Consider the following 14278-nt stretch of genomic DNA (forward strand, 5'->3'; position numbering starts at 1 on the left):
CAATAACTATCCCGGCCATACTATCCCGGTATTACTATCGGCTCCATGGTTCGACTCCCGCTCACCCCCGCCGAGCTCGAGCGCGGCCAGCGCCTGGGCGCCCTGCTGCGCCAGGCCCGCGGGGACCGTTCGATCCTCGACACCGCGCTCGACGCCGGGATCTCGCCGGAGACGCTGCGCAAGATCGAGTCCGGCCGCGTGGCGACTCCCGCGTTCCCGACGATCGCGGCGATCGCGGCCGTCCTGGGCCTCTCGCTCGACGCGGTCTGGGCGGATATCAGCGCACCGGCGAGGCTCGCCTCCTAGGCGGCGACCGGACGGGTCCAGACCTCGCCCTCGCGGTGAAAGCCGACCTTCGTGAGGTACGTCCGCGCCTTGGCGTTGTCGCCGTGCTCCAGGGTCGCGAAGCCCTTCGCGGCGAACACCCCGCTGCGCTGGTAGACGTACTGCCCGGGCGTGAAGTCGCGGAAGCGCGGCGTCACGTAGTCGATCTCGACACGGCCCACGCCGTTGCCGGCGTCTCGCACGACGACCATCCCGACGGCCTCGTCCTGGCGCGCGACCACCCACACCGAGCGGTCGTCGCCCACCGGGTCGAGGGTGTCCGGCTGGAACGTGGCGATGTCGTCGCGGTGCACGGCGAGGATGTGCCGCCACAGGGCGTCGTCGGTCCCGACCTCGATGACCTCGTAGGTGACGTCGTCGTTGCGCTCGCGCTGCAGGCGGATCACCCAGTAGATGTCGATGATCGTGATGACGCCGTTCATCACCGCGAACGGCCACACGCCGATCGCCGCGTTGTAGCCCGTGGCGAGGGCCGCGCCGACGAGGTTCATCCAGCGGAACCGCAGCACGCGCGCCTGCATGAGGCTCAGGATCACCAGGATCGAGCCGACCCAGCCGAGCAGGTCGAACCAGGACATCAGTCGGCCCATGCCTCTCGTGCGGTGATGACCGGCGCGCCGGTGCGGCCGGCCTCCTCGATCGCGAGGCCCAGCAGGTGGTCCTGGCAGCCGTCCGCGAGCGGGTAGGGCTGGTCGGCCTCGCCGCGCACCCACGCGCCGGTCGCCTGGAGCAGTCCGGCCACGGCGAGGTCGTCGTCCGCGAGCCGGGCGCCGTGGAACTCGTTGCGGTACAGGACGCGGCCGTCGAGGCTGAGGTGCTCGAGGTCGAATCCGTCGAGGTTCTGCTCGAGGCCGGAGACACGGCGGTTGATCGTCGATGTGAGGATCGTCCGTTCGTCGACCCAGCGGGTGACCGCGTCGTCGACGATCTCGCCGTGCGAGCCGCGGACCACGATGCGGTTGGTGCGCAGCGGGTTGTGCCACTGGTTGTCGGTGAAGTCGTACAGCGCGCGGCGGCCGTGGCCGAAGTCCAGCGTCGCGAGGATGTTCCACGCGTTGCGCGCCTCCCTGGCCCCCGTGAAGCCGTCTCGCCCGACCGGGTCGACGAGCCGCTCGGTGGTCGTCGTCGCGCGCACCGTGACCCCGTCGAAGCCCACGCTGAGGATCCGGCGGATGAGCCCGACCGCGTGGTACAGATGCGTCGACGAGATCTGTACGCTGCTCGCCTCGCCGATGATCCCGCCGTGGACGGCCGCGATCCGCGCGGCGTGCGCAGGCATGAACGGGCTGTGCTCGGCGACCTGCACGAGCCCCGACGTGCCCACGTCTCCCCACAGCGCGCGCAGGCCGTCGGCGTCCGGGGCGGGCGGCGTCTCGGCCAGGACCGGCACGCCGCGCGCGACCAGCTCGCGAACAGCCTCGGGCGTGACCGGCCACGGCGTCGCGACGACGACGAGCTCGGGCGCCGCCAGCTCCGCCGCGGTGCGCACGGTCGGCACCCCCCACGCGCGCTCCACCTCCGCGCCGCGCTCGGCGGTGCGCGTGACCACGCCGACGCACGCGAACTGCTCGGGCAGCAGCCGCGCCATCCGCACGAAGAACTCTGCGCGCCAGCCGCTGCCGACCACGCCGAACCTGATGGGAGCCATGAACCGTCCTCGTCGTCGGTCGTACCTGTCCCGCGAGGCTATCCGCCGGCCGCCGTCGAACCGACCACAGCCCCCGGTCCGAGCCCCGTCGTCCACAGACTCGTCCACCCCCCGCCTGCGAGGACCGACCTTCAAGGCAGGCTCGGGTGATGAGAACTCGAGCGCGAGACCCGGATGTAGCACAAGTGCTACCGTCGTTCTCCATGGACGTCGTGGGGGTGCGGGAGCTGCGGCAGAACGCGAGTGCGGTGCTTCGTCGCGTCGAGGCCGGTGAGCGCCTGCGCGTCTCGGTCAACGGGCGCGAGGTCGCTGAGCTGTCCCCGCTGGGCCGTCGGACCTGGGTGCACTACGACGAGGTCGCGGACCTGTTCGGTCGCGAGGCCGACGACGGCCTCCGCGCTGCGAGCGAGCTGCTCGACCACAGCCTGCGCGACCCGTTCGCCTCCACATGAGGGTCATCCTCGACACCAACGTGCTGATCGACGGTGGGCTCGACGCCATCGACGCAGAGCTCGCCATCAGCGTCGTCAGCCTCGCGGAGCTGCAGTTCGGCATCCTCGTCGCGGACGGCACCGCCGAGCGTGCACGACGGCTGCGCGTCCTGAGCTTCGTCGAGCGACGCTTCGACCCACTCCCTGTCGACGCGGAGGTGGCCTCGAGCTTCGGGCTCGTCTCCGCAGCGGTCGTCGCGACCGGCCGGCAACCGCGGGCCCGCTCGCTCGACCTGCTGATCGCCGCCACCGCGCACGCGCACGGCGCAGCGCTCATCACACGCAACACCGTCGACTTCGTCGGGCTCGAGGGGATCGTCGAGGTGATCCCGGCGTCCTGACGGTCGCCGCACATCCCGATCACCCCGGGGCGGGTGTCACACCCGTCTCCTTCCGTGATGCCTCGCAGATCTGAGGAGTACCCATGCCCAAGACGTTCGACCAGACGCAGGCCCTGATCCGCACGCTGCTGGCCATCGCCGACGGGGGCTCACCGCACGAGGCCGAGCGTGAGCTCGCCCGCAGCCGCGCGGAGAAGCTCATGCTCCGGCACAGCATCGACGAGGCGAGCGTGCGGATGACGCGCGAGGAGGCGCACGAGCCGGTCCGGACCGACACGGAGATCGTCGGCTCGTGGGTGCTGGACCGGCTCGCGCTGCGCTCGGCCGTCTACGGGGCGTTCGGCTGCCGCTCGCTGCGGGTGCGACGCGGCGGCGCGACCGAGCACGTGGCGTTCGGGTTCGCGTCGGACATGTCGATGGCCGCCGTGCTCGCCGACTCCCTGGAGCCGCAGATGCTCGCCGAGATGTACGCGCACGGCGGGACGGCCAGCGACAAGCGGGCGTTCGCGGCGGGGTTCACGATCGTCGTGGCGGACCGGCTCACCGCGTTCTACGCCGAGGTGCTGACCGAGGCCGAGGCCGAAGGGACGTCGAGCGCGCTGGTCGTGGCCGCGCGCGACGCACGGGTCGACTCGGCGCTCGCGCAGGCCTTCCCGCAGGTGCGCACGTCCCGGCGTCGGCTGAGCGGGGCGGGCTGGTCGGCCGGGGCGGCCGCCGGCGCCCGGGCCGACATCGCTGTCTCGGGCCGCAAGGTCGACCCGTCGACGACGAGGGCGCTGGGGGCGTGACGGCTCGAGCCGCGCGTCGGTGGGCGCCGATACGGTCGCGGTGTGTTCCTCCTCGATGACGGCGGGCTCGTCCTGAGCCCCAGCGACCTCACCCACGCCGCGACCTGCGAGTTCGCGGTCGTGCGCGCGCTCGACGCGCGCCTGGGCCGAGCCCCGGCCGTCCAGCTCGAGGCTGACGCGATGCTCGCGCGGGTCTCCACCCTCGGCCAGGTGCACGAGCAGCAGGTGCTCGCCGGGTACGGGCCCCGCGTGGTCCAGATCGCCCGGCCGACGTGGGAGCACGCGACCGAGCGGGCCACACTGGTCGAAGTCCAAAAGCGGACCCTCGCGGCGCTGCGGTCCGGCGCGCCGGTCGTCTACCAGGCCGGGTTCTTCGACGGCACGTTCAGCGGCTGGGCGGACTTCGTCGTCCGGCAGCCCGACGACCGCTACGCCGTGCACGACACCAAGCTGGCCCGCAGCGCCAAGACCACGGCGCTGGTCCAGCTCGCCGCGTACGCGGACCAGCTGGTGCGCGTAGGCGTCCCGACCGCCGACGAGGTCCACCTGGTGCTCGGCGACCGGAAGGTCTCGAGCCACCGCCTCGCGGACCTGCTGCCCGTGTACCGGGACCGTCGGGCGCGGCTCGAGGCACTGCTCGCGGAGCGGCGGGCGGACGACTCGCCCCTGCGGTGGCGCGACGAGCGGTACGCCGCCTGCGGGACGTGCGACGTGTGCGCACCGGAGGTCGCCGCGCACCGCGACGTGCTCCTGGTCGCGGACATGCGCAAGACCCAGCGCGCCCGGCTCGCGGACGCGGGCATCGAGACCATCGACGCGCTCGCGGCGTCCACCGAGCCGGTCGACGGCCTGAGCGGCGCGACGCTCGGCAAGCTGCGGCTGCAGGCCCGCCTCCAGGTCGGGCCGGGCGGCGTCACGCGTGAGGTCGCCGACGGCGCGCCGCTGGCGTTCGAGGTCGTGGACCCCGCGGCGATCGTCGCGCTGCCGGCGCCGAGCGCGGGCGACATCTTCTTCGACTTCGAGGGCGACCCCCTGTGGACCGACGACTCCGTCCCCGCCGACTCGCCCGCGGACTGGGGGCTCGAGTACCTGTTCGGGGTGGTCGAGGCTCCGGTCGGCGATGCCGACCCAGGGTTCGTACCCTTCTGGGCGCACGACCGCGTGCAGGAGCGAGCCGCCCTGGTCGCGTTCGTCAACTATGTGCAGTCGCGGCTCGCGCGGCACCCTGACCTGCACGTCTACCACTACGCGCCGTACGAGAAGACGGCCCTGCACCGCCTCGCGGGCCGGCACGGGGTGTACGAGGAGGTCATCGACCAGTGGGCGAAGGACGGTCTGCTCGTCGACCTGTACGCGACCGTGCGCCACTCGCTGCGGGTGGGCGCCGCGTCCTACTCGCTGAAGAAGCTCGAGCCGCTCTACATGGGCGACCACCTGCGCGAGAGCGACGTGACCAACGCGGCCGCGTCGATCGTCGAGTACGCCGAGGCGTGCGCCGAGCGCGATGCCGGGCACGACGAGGAGTGGCAGCGGCGGCTCGGCGAGATCGCCGACTACAACGAGTACGACTGCGTCTCGACGCTGCGGCTGCGCGACTTCCTGCTCGAGCAGGTCGGCGGCTCGGGGTCGGCGGACGACGGCGCGGCCGGGCCGGGCGCCGGCGGAGGCGACAAAGGCGACGGCGCAGGGCCGGAGGTCGACGAGCTCGAAGTCCGGTTGCGCGAGGGTGCCGCGGCGCTGCGGGCCGTGGTGCCGACCGACGAAGCAACCGACGAGGCCGCCGCCCGCGAGCGCGACGCGCACGCGCTCGAGCTGCTGGGCGCGTGCCTCGCCTACCACCAGCGCGACGACAAGCCGTTCTGGTGGGCCCACTTCGCCCGCTTCCGCGACCCGGTCGACGAGTGGTCCGACGCCCGCTCGACGCTGCTGGTCACGGGGCCGGTCGACGTGGTCGCCGACTGGCACGTCACCCCCAAGGCGAAGCGCCCCCGCCGCGAGCTGCGGCTCCGCGGGACGCTCGAGCCCGGGAGCGAGATCAGGGCCGGCGCGAAGCCGTTCGTCCTGTACGACGCGCCGCCGTCGTTCACGACGATCCCGCACAACGGGCTGCGCGGCGCGACGGGCTCCGAGGTGCTGAGCGTCGAGACCGTCGAGGACGACGACGCACCCGGCGGGTCGTGGGACGTCGTGACCGTCCGCGAGACGATCGACGCGACCGCCGAGCAGGGCGACGACCTGCCCATGGGCCTGACCCCCGGGCGGCCGCCCGTGACCGACAACATCGCCGCCGCGATCCGCGAGCTCGCGACCACGGTAGCGAGCGGCCTCCCGCGCCTGCCGCAGCACGCGGCCCTCGACATCCTGCGCCGCGTCCCGCCACGCACGAGGTCGGGTCTGCCCCTGCCCCGGCCGGACGGCCCGCAGGGCACCACCGAGGCGATCACCGACGCAGTCCTGGACCTCGACCACTCCTACCTCGCGGTGCAGGGCCCGCCCGGGACCGGCAAGACCTACACGGGCGGCCACGTGATCGCGCAGCTCGCGATGCAGGGCTGGCGCATCGGCGTCGTCGCGCAGTCGCACGCCGTGGTCGCGAACATGCTCCAGTCCGTGATCGCCGCGGGCTTCCCGCCCGAGCGCATCGCGAAGCGGAACAAGGACAAGGACGCCGACCTGCCCTGGCGCCCGGTCCCGAACGACAGGGACTACGGCGCGTTCTACGCCTCGGTGACCGGCGGCGGGTACGTCGTCGGCGGCACGACCTGGGACTTCGTCAACGCCAAGCGGATGCCCGACGAACCCTTCGACCTGCTCGTCGTGGACGAGGCCGGCCAGTTCGCGCTCGCCAACGTGGTCGCCGTCTCGGGGATCGCGCGCAACCTCATGCTGCTCGGGGACCCGCAGCAGCTGCCGCAGGTCAGCCAGGGGTCGCACCCGTTCCCGGTGGACCGTTCGGCGCTCGGGTGGCTCGCGGACGGGCACGACACCCTGCCCGACGAGCTCGGCTACTTCCTCGACCGCACGTGGCGCATGCACCCCGACCTCACGGCGGCCGTGAGCCGGCTGTCCTACGAGGACCGGCTGACCTGCGTGCCGCAGACCGCCGACCGGGACCTCGACGGCATCACGCCCGGGGTCCGGGTGCTGCTGGTCGACCACGAGGGCGACGCGGTGAGCTCGGCGGCCGAGGCGACCGTCGTGGTCGAGCAGGTCCGGGCCGTCGTAGGCCGCCGCTGGCGCGACCCCGCCGACGGCACGGACCGGCCGCTGACCAGCGCGGACGTGCTCGTCGTCGCGCCCTACAACGCGCAGGTCTCGACCGTCCGGAAGGCCCTCGACGCCGCCGGTCTGCAGGGGACCCGCGTGGGCACGGTCGACAAGTTCCAGGGGCAGGAGGCACCCGTCGCGCTGCTGACGACCGCGGCGTCGTCGCCCGACGACGTGCCCCGCGGCATGGAGTTCCTCATCAACCGCAACCGCGTCAACGTGGCGATCTCCCGGGCGCAGTGGTGCGCGATCGTCGTCCGCTCGCGCACCCTCACGGACTACCTCCCCTCGCGCCCCGAGCAGCTCGCCGAGCTCGGCGCGTTCCTCGGCCTGGGAACCCCGCCGGACTGAGGCGAGCGGCGTCATCATGCGGCTCGCTCAGCGCACGTCCAGGTTCATCGCGTACGGTTCCGTGGTCCGCCGCCTCGTCGCCCGGGGTGGAGCCCCCGAAACGACGGAGTACCTCGTGCGCAGCACGACACGAGCCCGCGGCCTGGCCGCCGGTGCACTCGCCCTGACCCTGGCCGCCACGCTCGCCGCGTGCGGCACCGACTCCGGTGACGGGTCGACCGCGTCGCCGTCCGCCTCGTCGAGCAGCTCCCCGCAGCCGACGACCGCGACCGCGAGCGCCGCCGACATCGCGTCGGTCAAGAAGATCACGGTCGTGGGTGACGCCGGCAAGGAGCCCAAGGTCACGCTCCCCGAGAAGCCGTTCTCCGTGGGCGGTCTCGTCGTGAACGTCGTCAAGGACGGTGACGGCGACGCGATCGAGGACGGCCAGCACCTCAGCGTGCAGATCGTCGCGATCTCGGGTGCGGACGGCTCGGTCCTGCAGTCGAGCTACCCCGACAGCGCCGAGTCGTTCACCGCGGGCGCGACGCAGATCCCCGACCTCGACGCCGCGCTCAAGGGCACCCACGTGGGCGTCCGCCTGACGTTCGCCGCCCCGTCGGCCGCCACGGCGACGACCCCCGCGGCGACCCAGGTCTTCGCGCTCGAGGTCGTCGGCGCCAAGACGATCCCGACCCGCGCCGAGGGCGACGCCGTCGCCCCCGAGGCCGGCCTGCCGACCGTCACGCTCAGCGACAAGGGCGAGCCGACCATCGAGCCCTCGACCGAGAAGGCGCCGACCACGCTCGTCGCCCAGCCGCTCATCAAGGGCAAGGGCGCGGAGGTCAAGAAGGGCCAGACGGTCACCGTGAAGTACTCGGGCTGGCTCTGGGACGGCACCGCGTTCGACTCGTCCTGGTCCCGCACGCCGGACACCTACGACGTCGCCAACATCGGCGAGGGCCAGGTCATCGCCGGTTGGAACGAGGGCCTCGTCGGCCAGACCGTCGGCAGCCAGGTCCTGCTGGTCGTGCCGCCGGACAAGGGCTACGGCGAACAGGCGTCGGGCTCGATCCCCGCGAACTCGACGCTCGTCTTCGTCGTGGACATCCTCGACGCCAGCTGACGAACGCCAGCTGACGTAGCGCAGAAGCTGACGGCCCGCGTCCCACCCCGAACTGGTGGGCCGCGGGCCGTTCGCATGCCCGGCTCCGCTCGCTAGGGTGAGGCGAGGGCCGACGGCGGCGCGTCCGCCGGCTGCCGGCGAGCGACCGGGAGACGAGCATGGCGACGACGCCGAGGATCCGCACCGTGGCCCTCGTCGGCGCGGCAGCCGTCGGCAAGACGACGCTCGTCGAGGCACTGCTGCACCGCGCGGGCGTGCTCACCCGGCCGGGCCGCGTCGAGGACGGCTCGACGGTGAGCGACCACGAGCCCGAGGAGATCGCCCGCGGCGTGTCCCTGAGCCTGGGCATCGCGCCCTTCACGTGGACGACCCCGGACGGGCAGGACTACGAGGTCACGCTCCTCGACACCCCGGGCACGGCCGACTTCGCCGGCGCGGTCGACGCGGCCCTGAGCGCGGCGGACCTCGCGGTGCTCGTCGTCAGCGCCGTCGACGGCGTGCAGGCCGGGACCTACGCGGCGTGGCGGGCGGCGCAGGACGTGCCGCGGCTGGTCGTCGTCACCAAGGAGGACAAGCCGCGCGCGGACTTCCGCCGCGTGCTGGCCGAGCTGCGGGCGGAGCTCGGCGACGGGTTCGTGGCGCTCGAGCTTCCGCTCGGCGAGGAGCAGGCGTTCCACGGCATCGCCGACGTGCTCACGGAGCAGGGGCTGGAGTACGACGAGGCGGGGCGGCACCACGACGAGGCGCTGCCGGAGCAGGTCGCAGACGAGGAGCACCGCCTGCACGACGAGGTCACCGAGGAGATCGTGGCGCACGACGACGACCAGCTCGAGCGCTACCTCGCGGGGGAGGTGCCGACACCCGCGGACCTCGGTCGAACGCTCGCCCACGAGGTGCGCGACCTCGAGGCCTTCCCGGTGCTGGTCGCGAGCGGCCTGACGGGCGTCGGCGTGGACCGCCTCGCGGACCTCGTGTGCGAGCTCGGCCCGTCCCCGGCGGAGCGGACCGCGCGCGTGCGGGCGGGGTCGACGGTCGTCGAGGTCGCCCCCGATCCCGACGGGCCGCTGCTGGCGCACGCCTTCCGCACGGTCGCCGACCCCTTCGTCGGGCAGGTCACGGTGCTGCGCGTGCTGTCCGGGACGCTGCGCCCGGGCGACCGGCTCGTCAACACCGCGACGCACGCCGACGAGCGCGTGCCCGGGCTGTTCCGCGTGCGCGGCAAGGAGCACCTGGTCGTCGAGCGGGCCCAGGCCGGCGAGGTGGTCGCCGTCGCCAAGCTGGCGGGCACCCCGTCGCACAGCCTGCTGGCCGAGCGGCACGGCCCGGGTGCGTCGATGACCGCGGCACCGGCGCGCGAGCGGGCCAGCGTGTACGGCCTCGCGCTCGAGCCGGTCACGCAGTCGGACGACGACCGGCTCTCGGCCGCCCTGGCCCGGCTCGTGGCCGAGGACCCGACGCTGGTCGTCGACCGCGCGTCGGAGCGGACCGTGCTGCGCGGGCTCGGCGAGACGCACCTCGCGGTCGCGCTCGAGCGGCTGACCCGCGTGTTCGGCGTGCACGTGAGCACCGCGCCCGTGCCGATCGGCTACCGCGAGACGATCCGCCGGGAGGCGACCGCCGAGGGCCGGGTCAAGAAGCAGTCCGGCGGCCACGGGCAGTACGCGGTGGTCCAGCTCCGGGTCTCGCCGCTGCCCGCCGGGTCGGGTCTCGACTTCGTCGACAAGGTGGTCGGGGGCGCGATCCCGCGCGGCTACCTGCCCGCGGTGCAGCGCGGCGTGGCCGACGCGATGGCGGGCGGCGGGCCGCACGGGTACCCGGTGGTCGACCTGCGCGTCGAGGTGGTCGACGGGCGCGCGCACTCGGTCGACTCGTCCGACATGGCGTTCCGCACCGCCGGCGCGACCGGTCTCCGGGAGGCGCTCGCCGACGCGGGCACGGTCGTGCTCGAGCCGGTGTGCCACGTGGACGTCGTCGTACCCGCGCACTCCCAGGGCGACGTGATGGGCGACCTGTCCGCCCGGCGCGGGCACATCACCGCGACGACGACGCTCGAGGACGGCCTCGTCCGCGTCGAGGCGTTCGTGCCCGAGGCCGAGCTGGGCCGCTACGTGCTGGACCTGCGCTCGATCACGGGCGGCCGCGCGGACCTGACGATCCGGCCCGACCACGACGAGCCCTGCCCGGACCACGTGACCGCCAGAGCCTGATCGCGCGATCACGGCCCGGGCCTCGTACGCTCGCAGCATGGCGCGCTACCTGGACGTCCACCCCGAGAACCCCCAGCCGCGGTCCATCGCCCAGGTCGTCGACATCCTGCGCAAGGACGGCGTCATCGCCTACCCCACGGACTCCTGCTACGCGCTGGGCACCCGGATCGACAACCACGAGGGCGCCGAGCGGATCCGCAAGATCCGCCACCTCGACGACCGGCACCACTTCACGCTCGTGTGCGCGGACTTCGCCCAGCTCGGCCAGCTCGTGCACCTCGACAACAGCGCCTTCCGCGCGATCAAGGCCGCGACGCCCGGGCCGTACACGTTCATCCTGCTCGCCACCCCGGAGGTGCCGCGGCGGCTGGCTCATGCCAAGAAGCGGTCCGTCGGCGTGCGCATCCCGAACCACCCGGTGGTCTCCGCGATCCTGCGCGAGCTCGGCGAGCCCCTGCTGTCCAGCACGCTGCTCATGCCGGGCCACGACTGGCCGATGACCGAGGGCTGGCAGATCAAGGAGGAGCTCGACAACGAGCTCGACGCGGTCGTCGACGCCGGTGACTGCGGGACGGCGCCGACGACCGTGGTCGACTGGACCGACGGCACGCCCGAGGTGGTGCGCGTCGGAGCGGGCGACCCCGAGCGCTTCTGATGCCCGACGCGCTGGCCGACCTCGACGCCGAGGTCGTCGCGTGCCGCGCGTGCCCGCGCCTGGTCGCGTGGCGCGAGGAGGTCGGCCGGGTGCGCCGGGCGGCCTTCCGCGACGAGACCTACTGGGCGCGGCCCGTGCCGGGCTTCGGCGAGCCGCACGCGCGCGTGCTCGTCGTCGGGCTCGCGCCGGCCGCCCACGGCGCGAACCGCACGGGCCGGATGTTCACGGGCGACCGGTCGGGCGACTTCCTGTTCGCCGCGATGCACCGCACCGGCTTCGCCTCGCAGGCGACCTCGACCCGCATCGGCGACGGCCTGACCCTGACCGACATCCGCGCGACCGCCCCCGTGCGGTGCGCCCCGCCGGACAACGCACCCACGCCCGACGAGCGCCGCACGTGCGCGCCGTTCCTCGCGCGCGAGCTCGAGATCGTCGACCCGGCGGTCGTCGTCGTGCTCGGCGGCTTCGGCTGGCAGGCGCTGCTGGCGACCCTGCGCGACCTCGGCTGGGACGTGCCGAGGCCGCGCCCCGCGTTCGGGCACGGCGTCGAGCTCGTGGTCACGCGCGGCACGACGAGCCTCACGCTGCTGGGCTGCTTCCACGTCAGCCAGCAGAACACCTTCACGGGTCGCCTCACCCCGGACATGCTCGACGCGGTGCTGCTGCGCGCTCGCGCGCTGTCGGAGGTCTGAGGGACGCTGGCGCGATGGACATCTCCTTCGTGGCCGGCTTCGGCCCCATCACGCGCGACGCGTCCGCCCGCTCCTTCTGGTCCGAGGGCGGGCTCGGCATCGAGCTCCAGGAACCCGTCCCCGGCTACCTGACCAACGACGACCTCGAGGGCGTCAAGGCGTTCGCCCTGTGGCCGCTCGAGGCCGCCGCCGAGTCGACGTTCGGCACGCCTGCGTGGCCCGACGACGTGCCCGTCCCGCAGGCGTGGGTCGAGTTCGACGTCCCCTCGCCGGCGGCGGTTGCCGACGCGGTCGCCGAGCTCACCGCCGCCGGACACACGATCCTCAAGGGTGCGGCCGAGGAGCCGTGGGGGCAGACGACCGCCCGCCTGCAGAGCCCCGAGGGTCTGCTCGTCGGCGTCACCTACACGCCGTGGATGCACCCCACGGCGTAGTCGTCAGTCGTCGACCATGCACAGGAGCTTGCCGGCGTCGCCCTCGACCGTGCCGATGTACTCCTGCGGGCACTGGGCCTCGTCCGTGACCTCGGCGATCGCCCGGTAGGAGTGCGATGCCGAGCACGGCACGGCCACGGCCTGGTCCCCGTCGAGCTTCCAGCACGAGCCGACGGTCGCGGTCACGTTCTCGGACTCCACCCACGAGCTCGCGGCGACGCCTCCTGCGACCACGCTGACGAGCAGCGCGATCCCGACGACCGCCATCGCCCGGCTCGTCAGTGCCGGACCGCCGGACGCGCGCGAGGCGCGGTAGCTCATGACAGCCCGCACGAGAGAGGCGATGCCGACGATCAGACCGCCGTACCAGATCACGCCGCCACCGTTGCGGGACGCGATGTAGATCGCCACCGAGCTCGCGACGAAGAACGCGATGCCGATCCAGAACGAGCGGACCGCGTGCTTGCGCTGGTGGTCGGTCTCGGTCACGGCGGCCAGGGGCTCACCCTCGATCCACAGCCGCCAGCCCGGGGGCGGGGGCGGCAGCGAGGGGTCCGGCGTCCAGCCGGCAGGAGGGACCCAACCCTCGGGAGGTGCAGGCCAGTTCGGGGGTGGGTTGAATCGCATGCGCATCCATCGGCACGCTCGGTCGCGGGCTTGACGGGAATGCATGCCCCGGGCGATTCGTTCTCCAGGTCATGCCGCTGACCGGAGAGTACGCACCGAGCACGTCCGAGCACGCCCGCACGCAGGCCGAGACCTACGAGGCGACTGACGGCCGCGAGGCCAACACGATGCGCGGCGTGCCGATCATCGTCCTCACGACGCTCGGCGCCACGAGCGGCAAGCTCCGCAAGACCGCACTGATGCGCGTCGAGCACGAGGGCTCGTACGCCGTCGTCGCCTCGAAGGGCGGAGCGCCCGAGCACCCGCTCTGGTACCACAACCTCGTCGCGAACCCGCTGGTCGAGCTGCAGGACGGCGCAGACAAGCGGGACTACGTCGCGCACGAGGCCTCCGGTGCCGAGCGTGACGAGTGGTGGGCCCGCTCGGTGGCGAGCTGGCCGGACTACGCGAGCTACCAGACCAAGACGGACCGGCTCATCCCGGTGTTCGTCCTGACGCCGGTCGAGTCAGCCGAGTAGCAGCTTCCATCCGCCGACGCCGATCACGCCCGCCACGAGCGGCGCGACGACCGGCACCCAGCCGTACCGGAAGTCCGACCCGCCCTTGTGCTTGAGCGGGAACAACGCGTGCACGATGCGGGGACCGAGGTCGCGCGCCGGGTTGAGCGCCGGACCCGTGGGTCCGCCCAGCCCGGCGACCAGGCCCCAGACCAGGAAGCCGATCGCGACGTGCGCGACGCCGGGCTCGGTCGCGGTCAGCGGGGAGTGCACGAGCGCGAGTGCGCACGAGAACAGCACGACCGACCCGAGCAGCTCGTTGGCGAAGCCGTTGACGCGTGAGTGCGCGGCGTTGATCGTCGAGAACGTGGCGAGCACGTCGTCGGTGCTCGTCGTCCGGTCGTAGTACGGCTTGTGCGTCAGGACGATGGCGGTCTGCCCCGCCATCGCGCCGAGCAGCTGCGCGACGACGTACGGCGCGACCTCCGACCACGGGAACAGGCCCCAGGTGGCCAGGCCGATCGTGAACGCCGGGTTGATGTGGTTGCCGCTGATGCCGCCGAACATCACGGCCGGGATCATCACCCCGAACCCGTAGCCCATCGCGATGAGCGACCAGCCGCCGCCGTAGCCCTTGGACCCCTTGAGGTGCACGTTCGCGACCGTGCCGTTGCCGAGGATGATGAGGATCGCCGTCCCGATGAACTCGCAGGCGACTCGGGTCCACAGGTCGTAGGACGGGTCCATGCAGGTCAGCCTGTCAGGTCGACGGCGGCCCGACCAGGACCTTGAGCCGACCACAGGTGGATCCGCGGCTCCCGCGGCCGAGC

Annotated in this window: 15 protein-coding genes; 11 read left to right on the forward strand and 4 right to left on the reverse strand. The window is 73.1% G+C overall.

The annotated features are described in order from the left end of the window. Nucleotides 1-45: 45 nt before the first annotated feature. Nucleotides 46-306 carry a helix-turn-helix domain-containing protein gene (locus D1825_RS17410; protein WP_118768684.1) on the forward strand — a complete coding sequence of 87 codons (261 nt, stop codon included), beginning with the start codon at nt 46-48 and terminating at the stop codon, nt 304-306. Here the strand turns inward: D1825_RS17410 and D1825_RS17415 are convergent. Further along, nucleotides 303-923, reverse strand: a complete 621-nt coding sequence (locus tag D1825_RS17415) for a YgjV family protein (protein ID WP_118768777.1) — start codon at nt 921-923, stop codon at nt 303-305. The two genes, D1825_RS17410 and D1825_RS17415, sit on opposite strands and share 4 nt — an antisense overlap. Next, nucleotides 923-1993 (reverse strand): Gfo/Idh/MocA family protein, encoded by a 1071-nt coding sequence (locus tag D1825_RS17420; RefSeq protein WP_118768685.1) that lies wholly within the window; start codon nt 1991-1993, stop codon nt 923-925. Before D1825_RS17420 ends, D1825_RS17415 begins: the two co-directional genes overlap by 1 nt. 203 nt (nt 1994-2196) lie before the next feature. Here D1825_RS17420 and D1825_RS17425 point away from each other — a divergent pair, with 203 nt between their 5' ends. The 9 genes from D1825_RS17425 to D1825_RS17465 all read left to right on the forward strand — a co-directional run bounded on the left by D1825_RS17425 (nt 2197) and on the right by D1825_RS17465 (nt 12324). Beyond that, complete coding sequence (locus D1825_RS17425) at nt 2197-2445, forward strand: type II toxin-antitoxin system Phd/YefM family antitoxin (RefSeq protein ID WP_118768686.1); 249 nt, start codon at nt 2197-2199, stop codon at nt 2443-2445. Further along, a complete protein-coding gene (locus tag D1825_RS17430) occupies nt 2442-2825 on the forward strand; it encodes a type II toxin-antitoxin system VapC family toxin (RefSeq protein ID WP_118768687.1) in 384 nt (127 codons plus the stop codon). The genes D1825_RS17425 and D1825_RS17430 overlap by 4 nt, the downstream gene beginning before the upstream one ends. An 83-nt stretch (nt 2826-2908) precedes the next feature. Continuing rightward, nucleotides 2909-3613, forward strand: a complete 705-nt coding sequence (locus D1825_RS17435) for a DUF2786 domain-containing protein (protein ID WP_118768688.1) — start codon at nt 2909-2911, stop codon at nt 3611-3613. Nucleotides 3614-3655: 42 nt separating this feature from the next. Then, nucleotides 3656-7231, forward strand: coding sequence for a TM0106 family RecB-like putative nuclease (locus D1825_RS17440; RefSeq protein WP_118768689.1), 3576 nt, complete (start codon nt 3656-3658; stop codon nt 7229-7231). 115 nt (nt 7232-7346) lie between these two features. After that, the gene (locus tag D1825_RS17445) at nt 7347-8336 is read left to right on the forward strand and encodes an FKBP-type peptidyl-prolyl cis-trans isomerase (RefSeq protein WP_118768778.1); all 990 of its coding nucleotides are present in this window, start codon (nt 7347-7349) and stop codon (nt 8334-8336) included. A 158-nt stretch (nt 8337-8494) separates the two neighbouring features. Then, entirely contained in the window at nt 8495-10543 is a 2049-nt protein-coding gene (locus tag D1825_RS17450; protein WP_118768690.1) for an elongation factor G, read from the forward strand. A gap of 37 nt (nt 10544-10580) precedes the next feature. Then, nucleotides 10581-11198 carry an L-threonylcarbamoyladenylate synthase gene (locus D1825_RS17455; RefSeq protein ID WP_118768691.1) on the forward strand — a complete coding sequence of 206 codons (618 nt, stop codon included), beginning with the start codon at nt 10581-10583 and terminating at the stop codon, nt 11196-11198. Beyond that, nucleotides 11198-11890 carry a uracil-DNA glycosylase gene (locus D1825_RS17460; protein WP_118768692.1) on the forward strand — a complete coding sequence of 231 codons (693 nt, stop codon included), beginning with the start codon at nt 11198-11200 and terminating at the stop codon, nt 11888-11890. Before D1825_RS17455 ends, D1825_RS17460 begins: the two co-directional genes overlap by 1 nt. Before the next feature lie 14 nt (nt 11891-11904). Next, entirely contained in the window at nt 11905-12324 is a 420-nt protein-coding gene (locus D1825_RS17465) for a VOC family protein (protein WP_118768693.1), read from the forward strand. A gap of 3 nt (nt 12325-12327) precedes the next feature. Here the strand turns inward: D1825_RS17465 and D1825_RS18340 are convergent, their stop codons facing one another. Continuing rightward, nucleotides 12328-12813: a hypothetical protein gene (locus tag D1825_RS18340; RefSeq protein WP_158580770.1), complete on the reverse strand. Its 486-nt coding sequence runs from the start codon at nt 12811-12813 to the stop codon at nt 12328-12330. 209 nt (nt 12814-13022) lie between these two features. Here D1825_RS18340 and D1825_RS17475 point away from each other — a divergent pair, with 209 nt between their 5' ends. Further along, nucleotides 13023-13469, forward strand: coding sequence for a nitroreductase family deazaflavin-dependent oxidoreductase (locus tag D1825_RS17475; protein ID WP_118768694.1), 447 nt, complete (start codon nt 13023-13025; stop codon nt 13467-13469). On the opposite strand, the gene D1825_RS17480 is transcribed toward D1825_RS17475, so the two are convergent. Continuing rightward, complete coding sequence (locus D1825_RS17480; RefSeq protein WP_118768695.1) at nt 13458-14195, reverse strand: MIP/aquaporin family protein; 738 nt, start codon at nt 14193-14195, stop codon at nt 13458-13460. The genes D1825_RS17475 and D1825_RS17480 overlap by 12 nt on opposite strands. Nucleotides 14196-14278: the final 83 nt, after the last annotated feature.

The organism is Cellulomonas rhizosphaerae (genome assembly GCF_003470205.1).
Taxonomy (GTDB): Bacteria; Actinomycetota; Actinomycetes; order Actinomycetales; family Cellulomonadaceae; genus Cellulomonas; species Cellulomonas rhizosphaerae.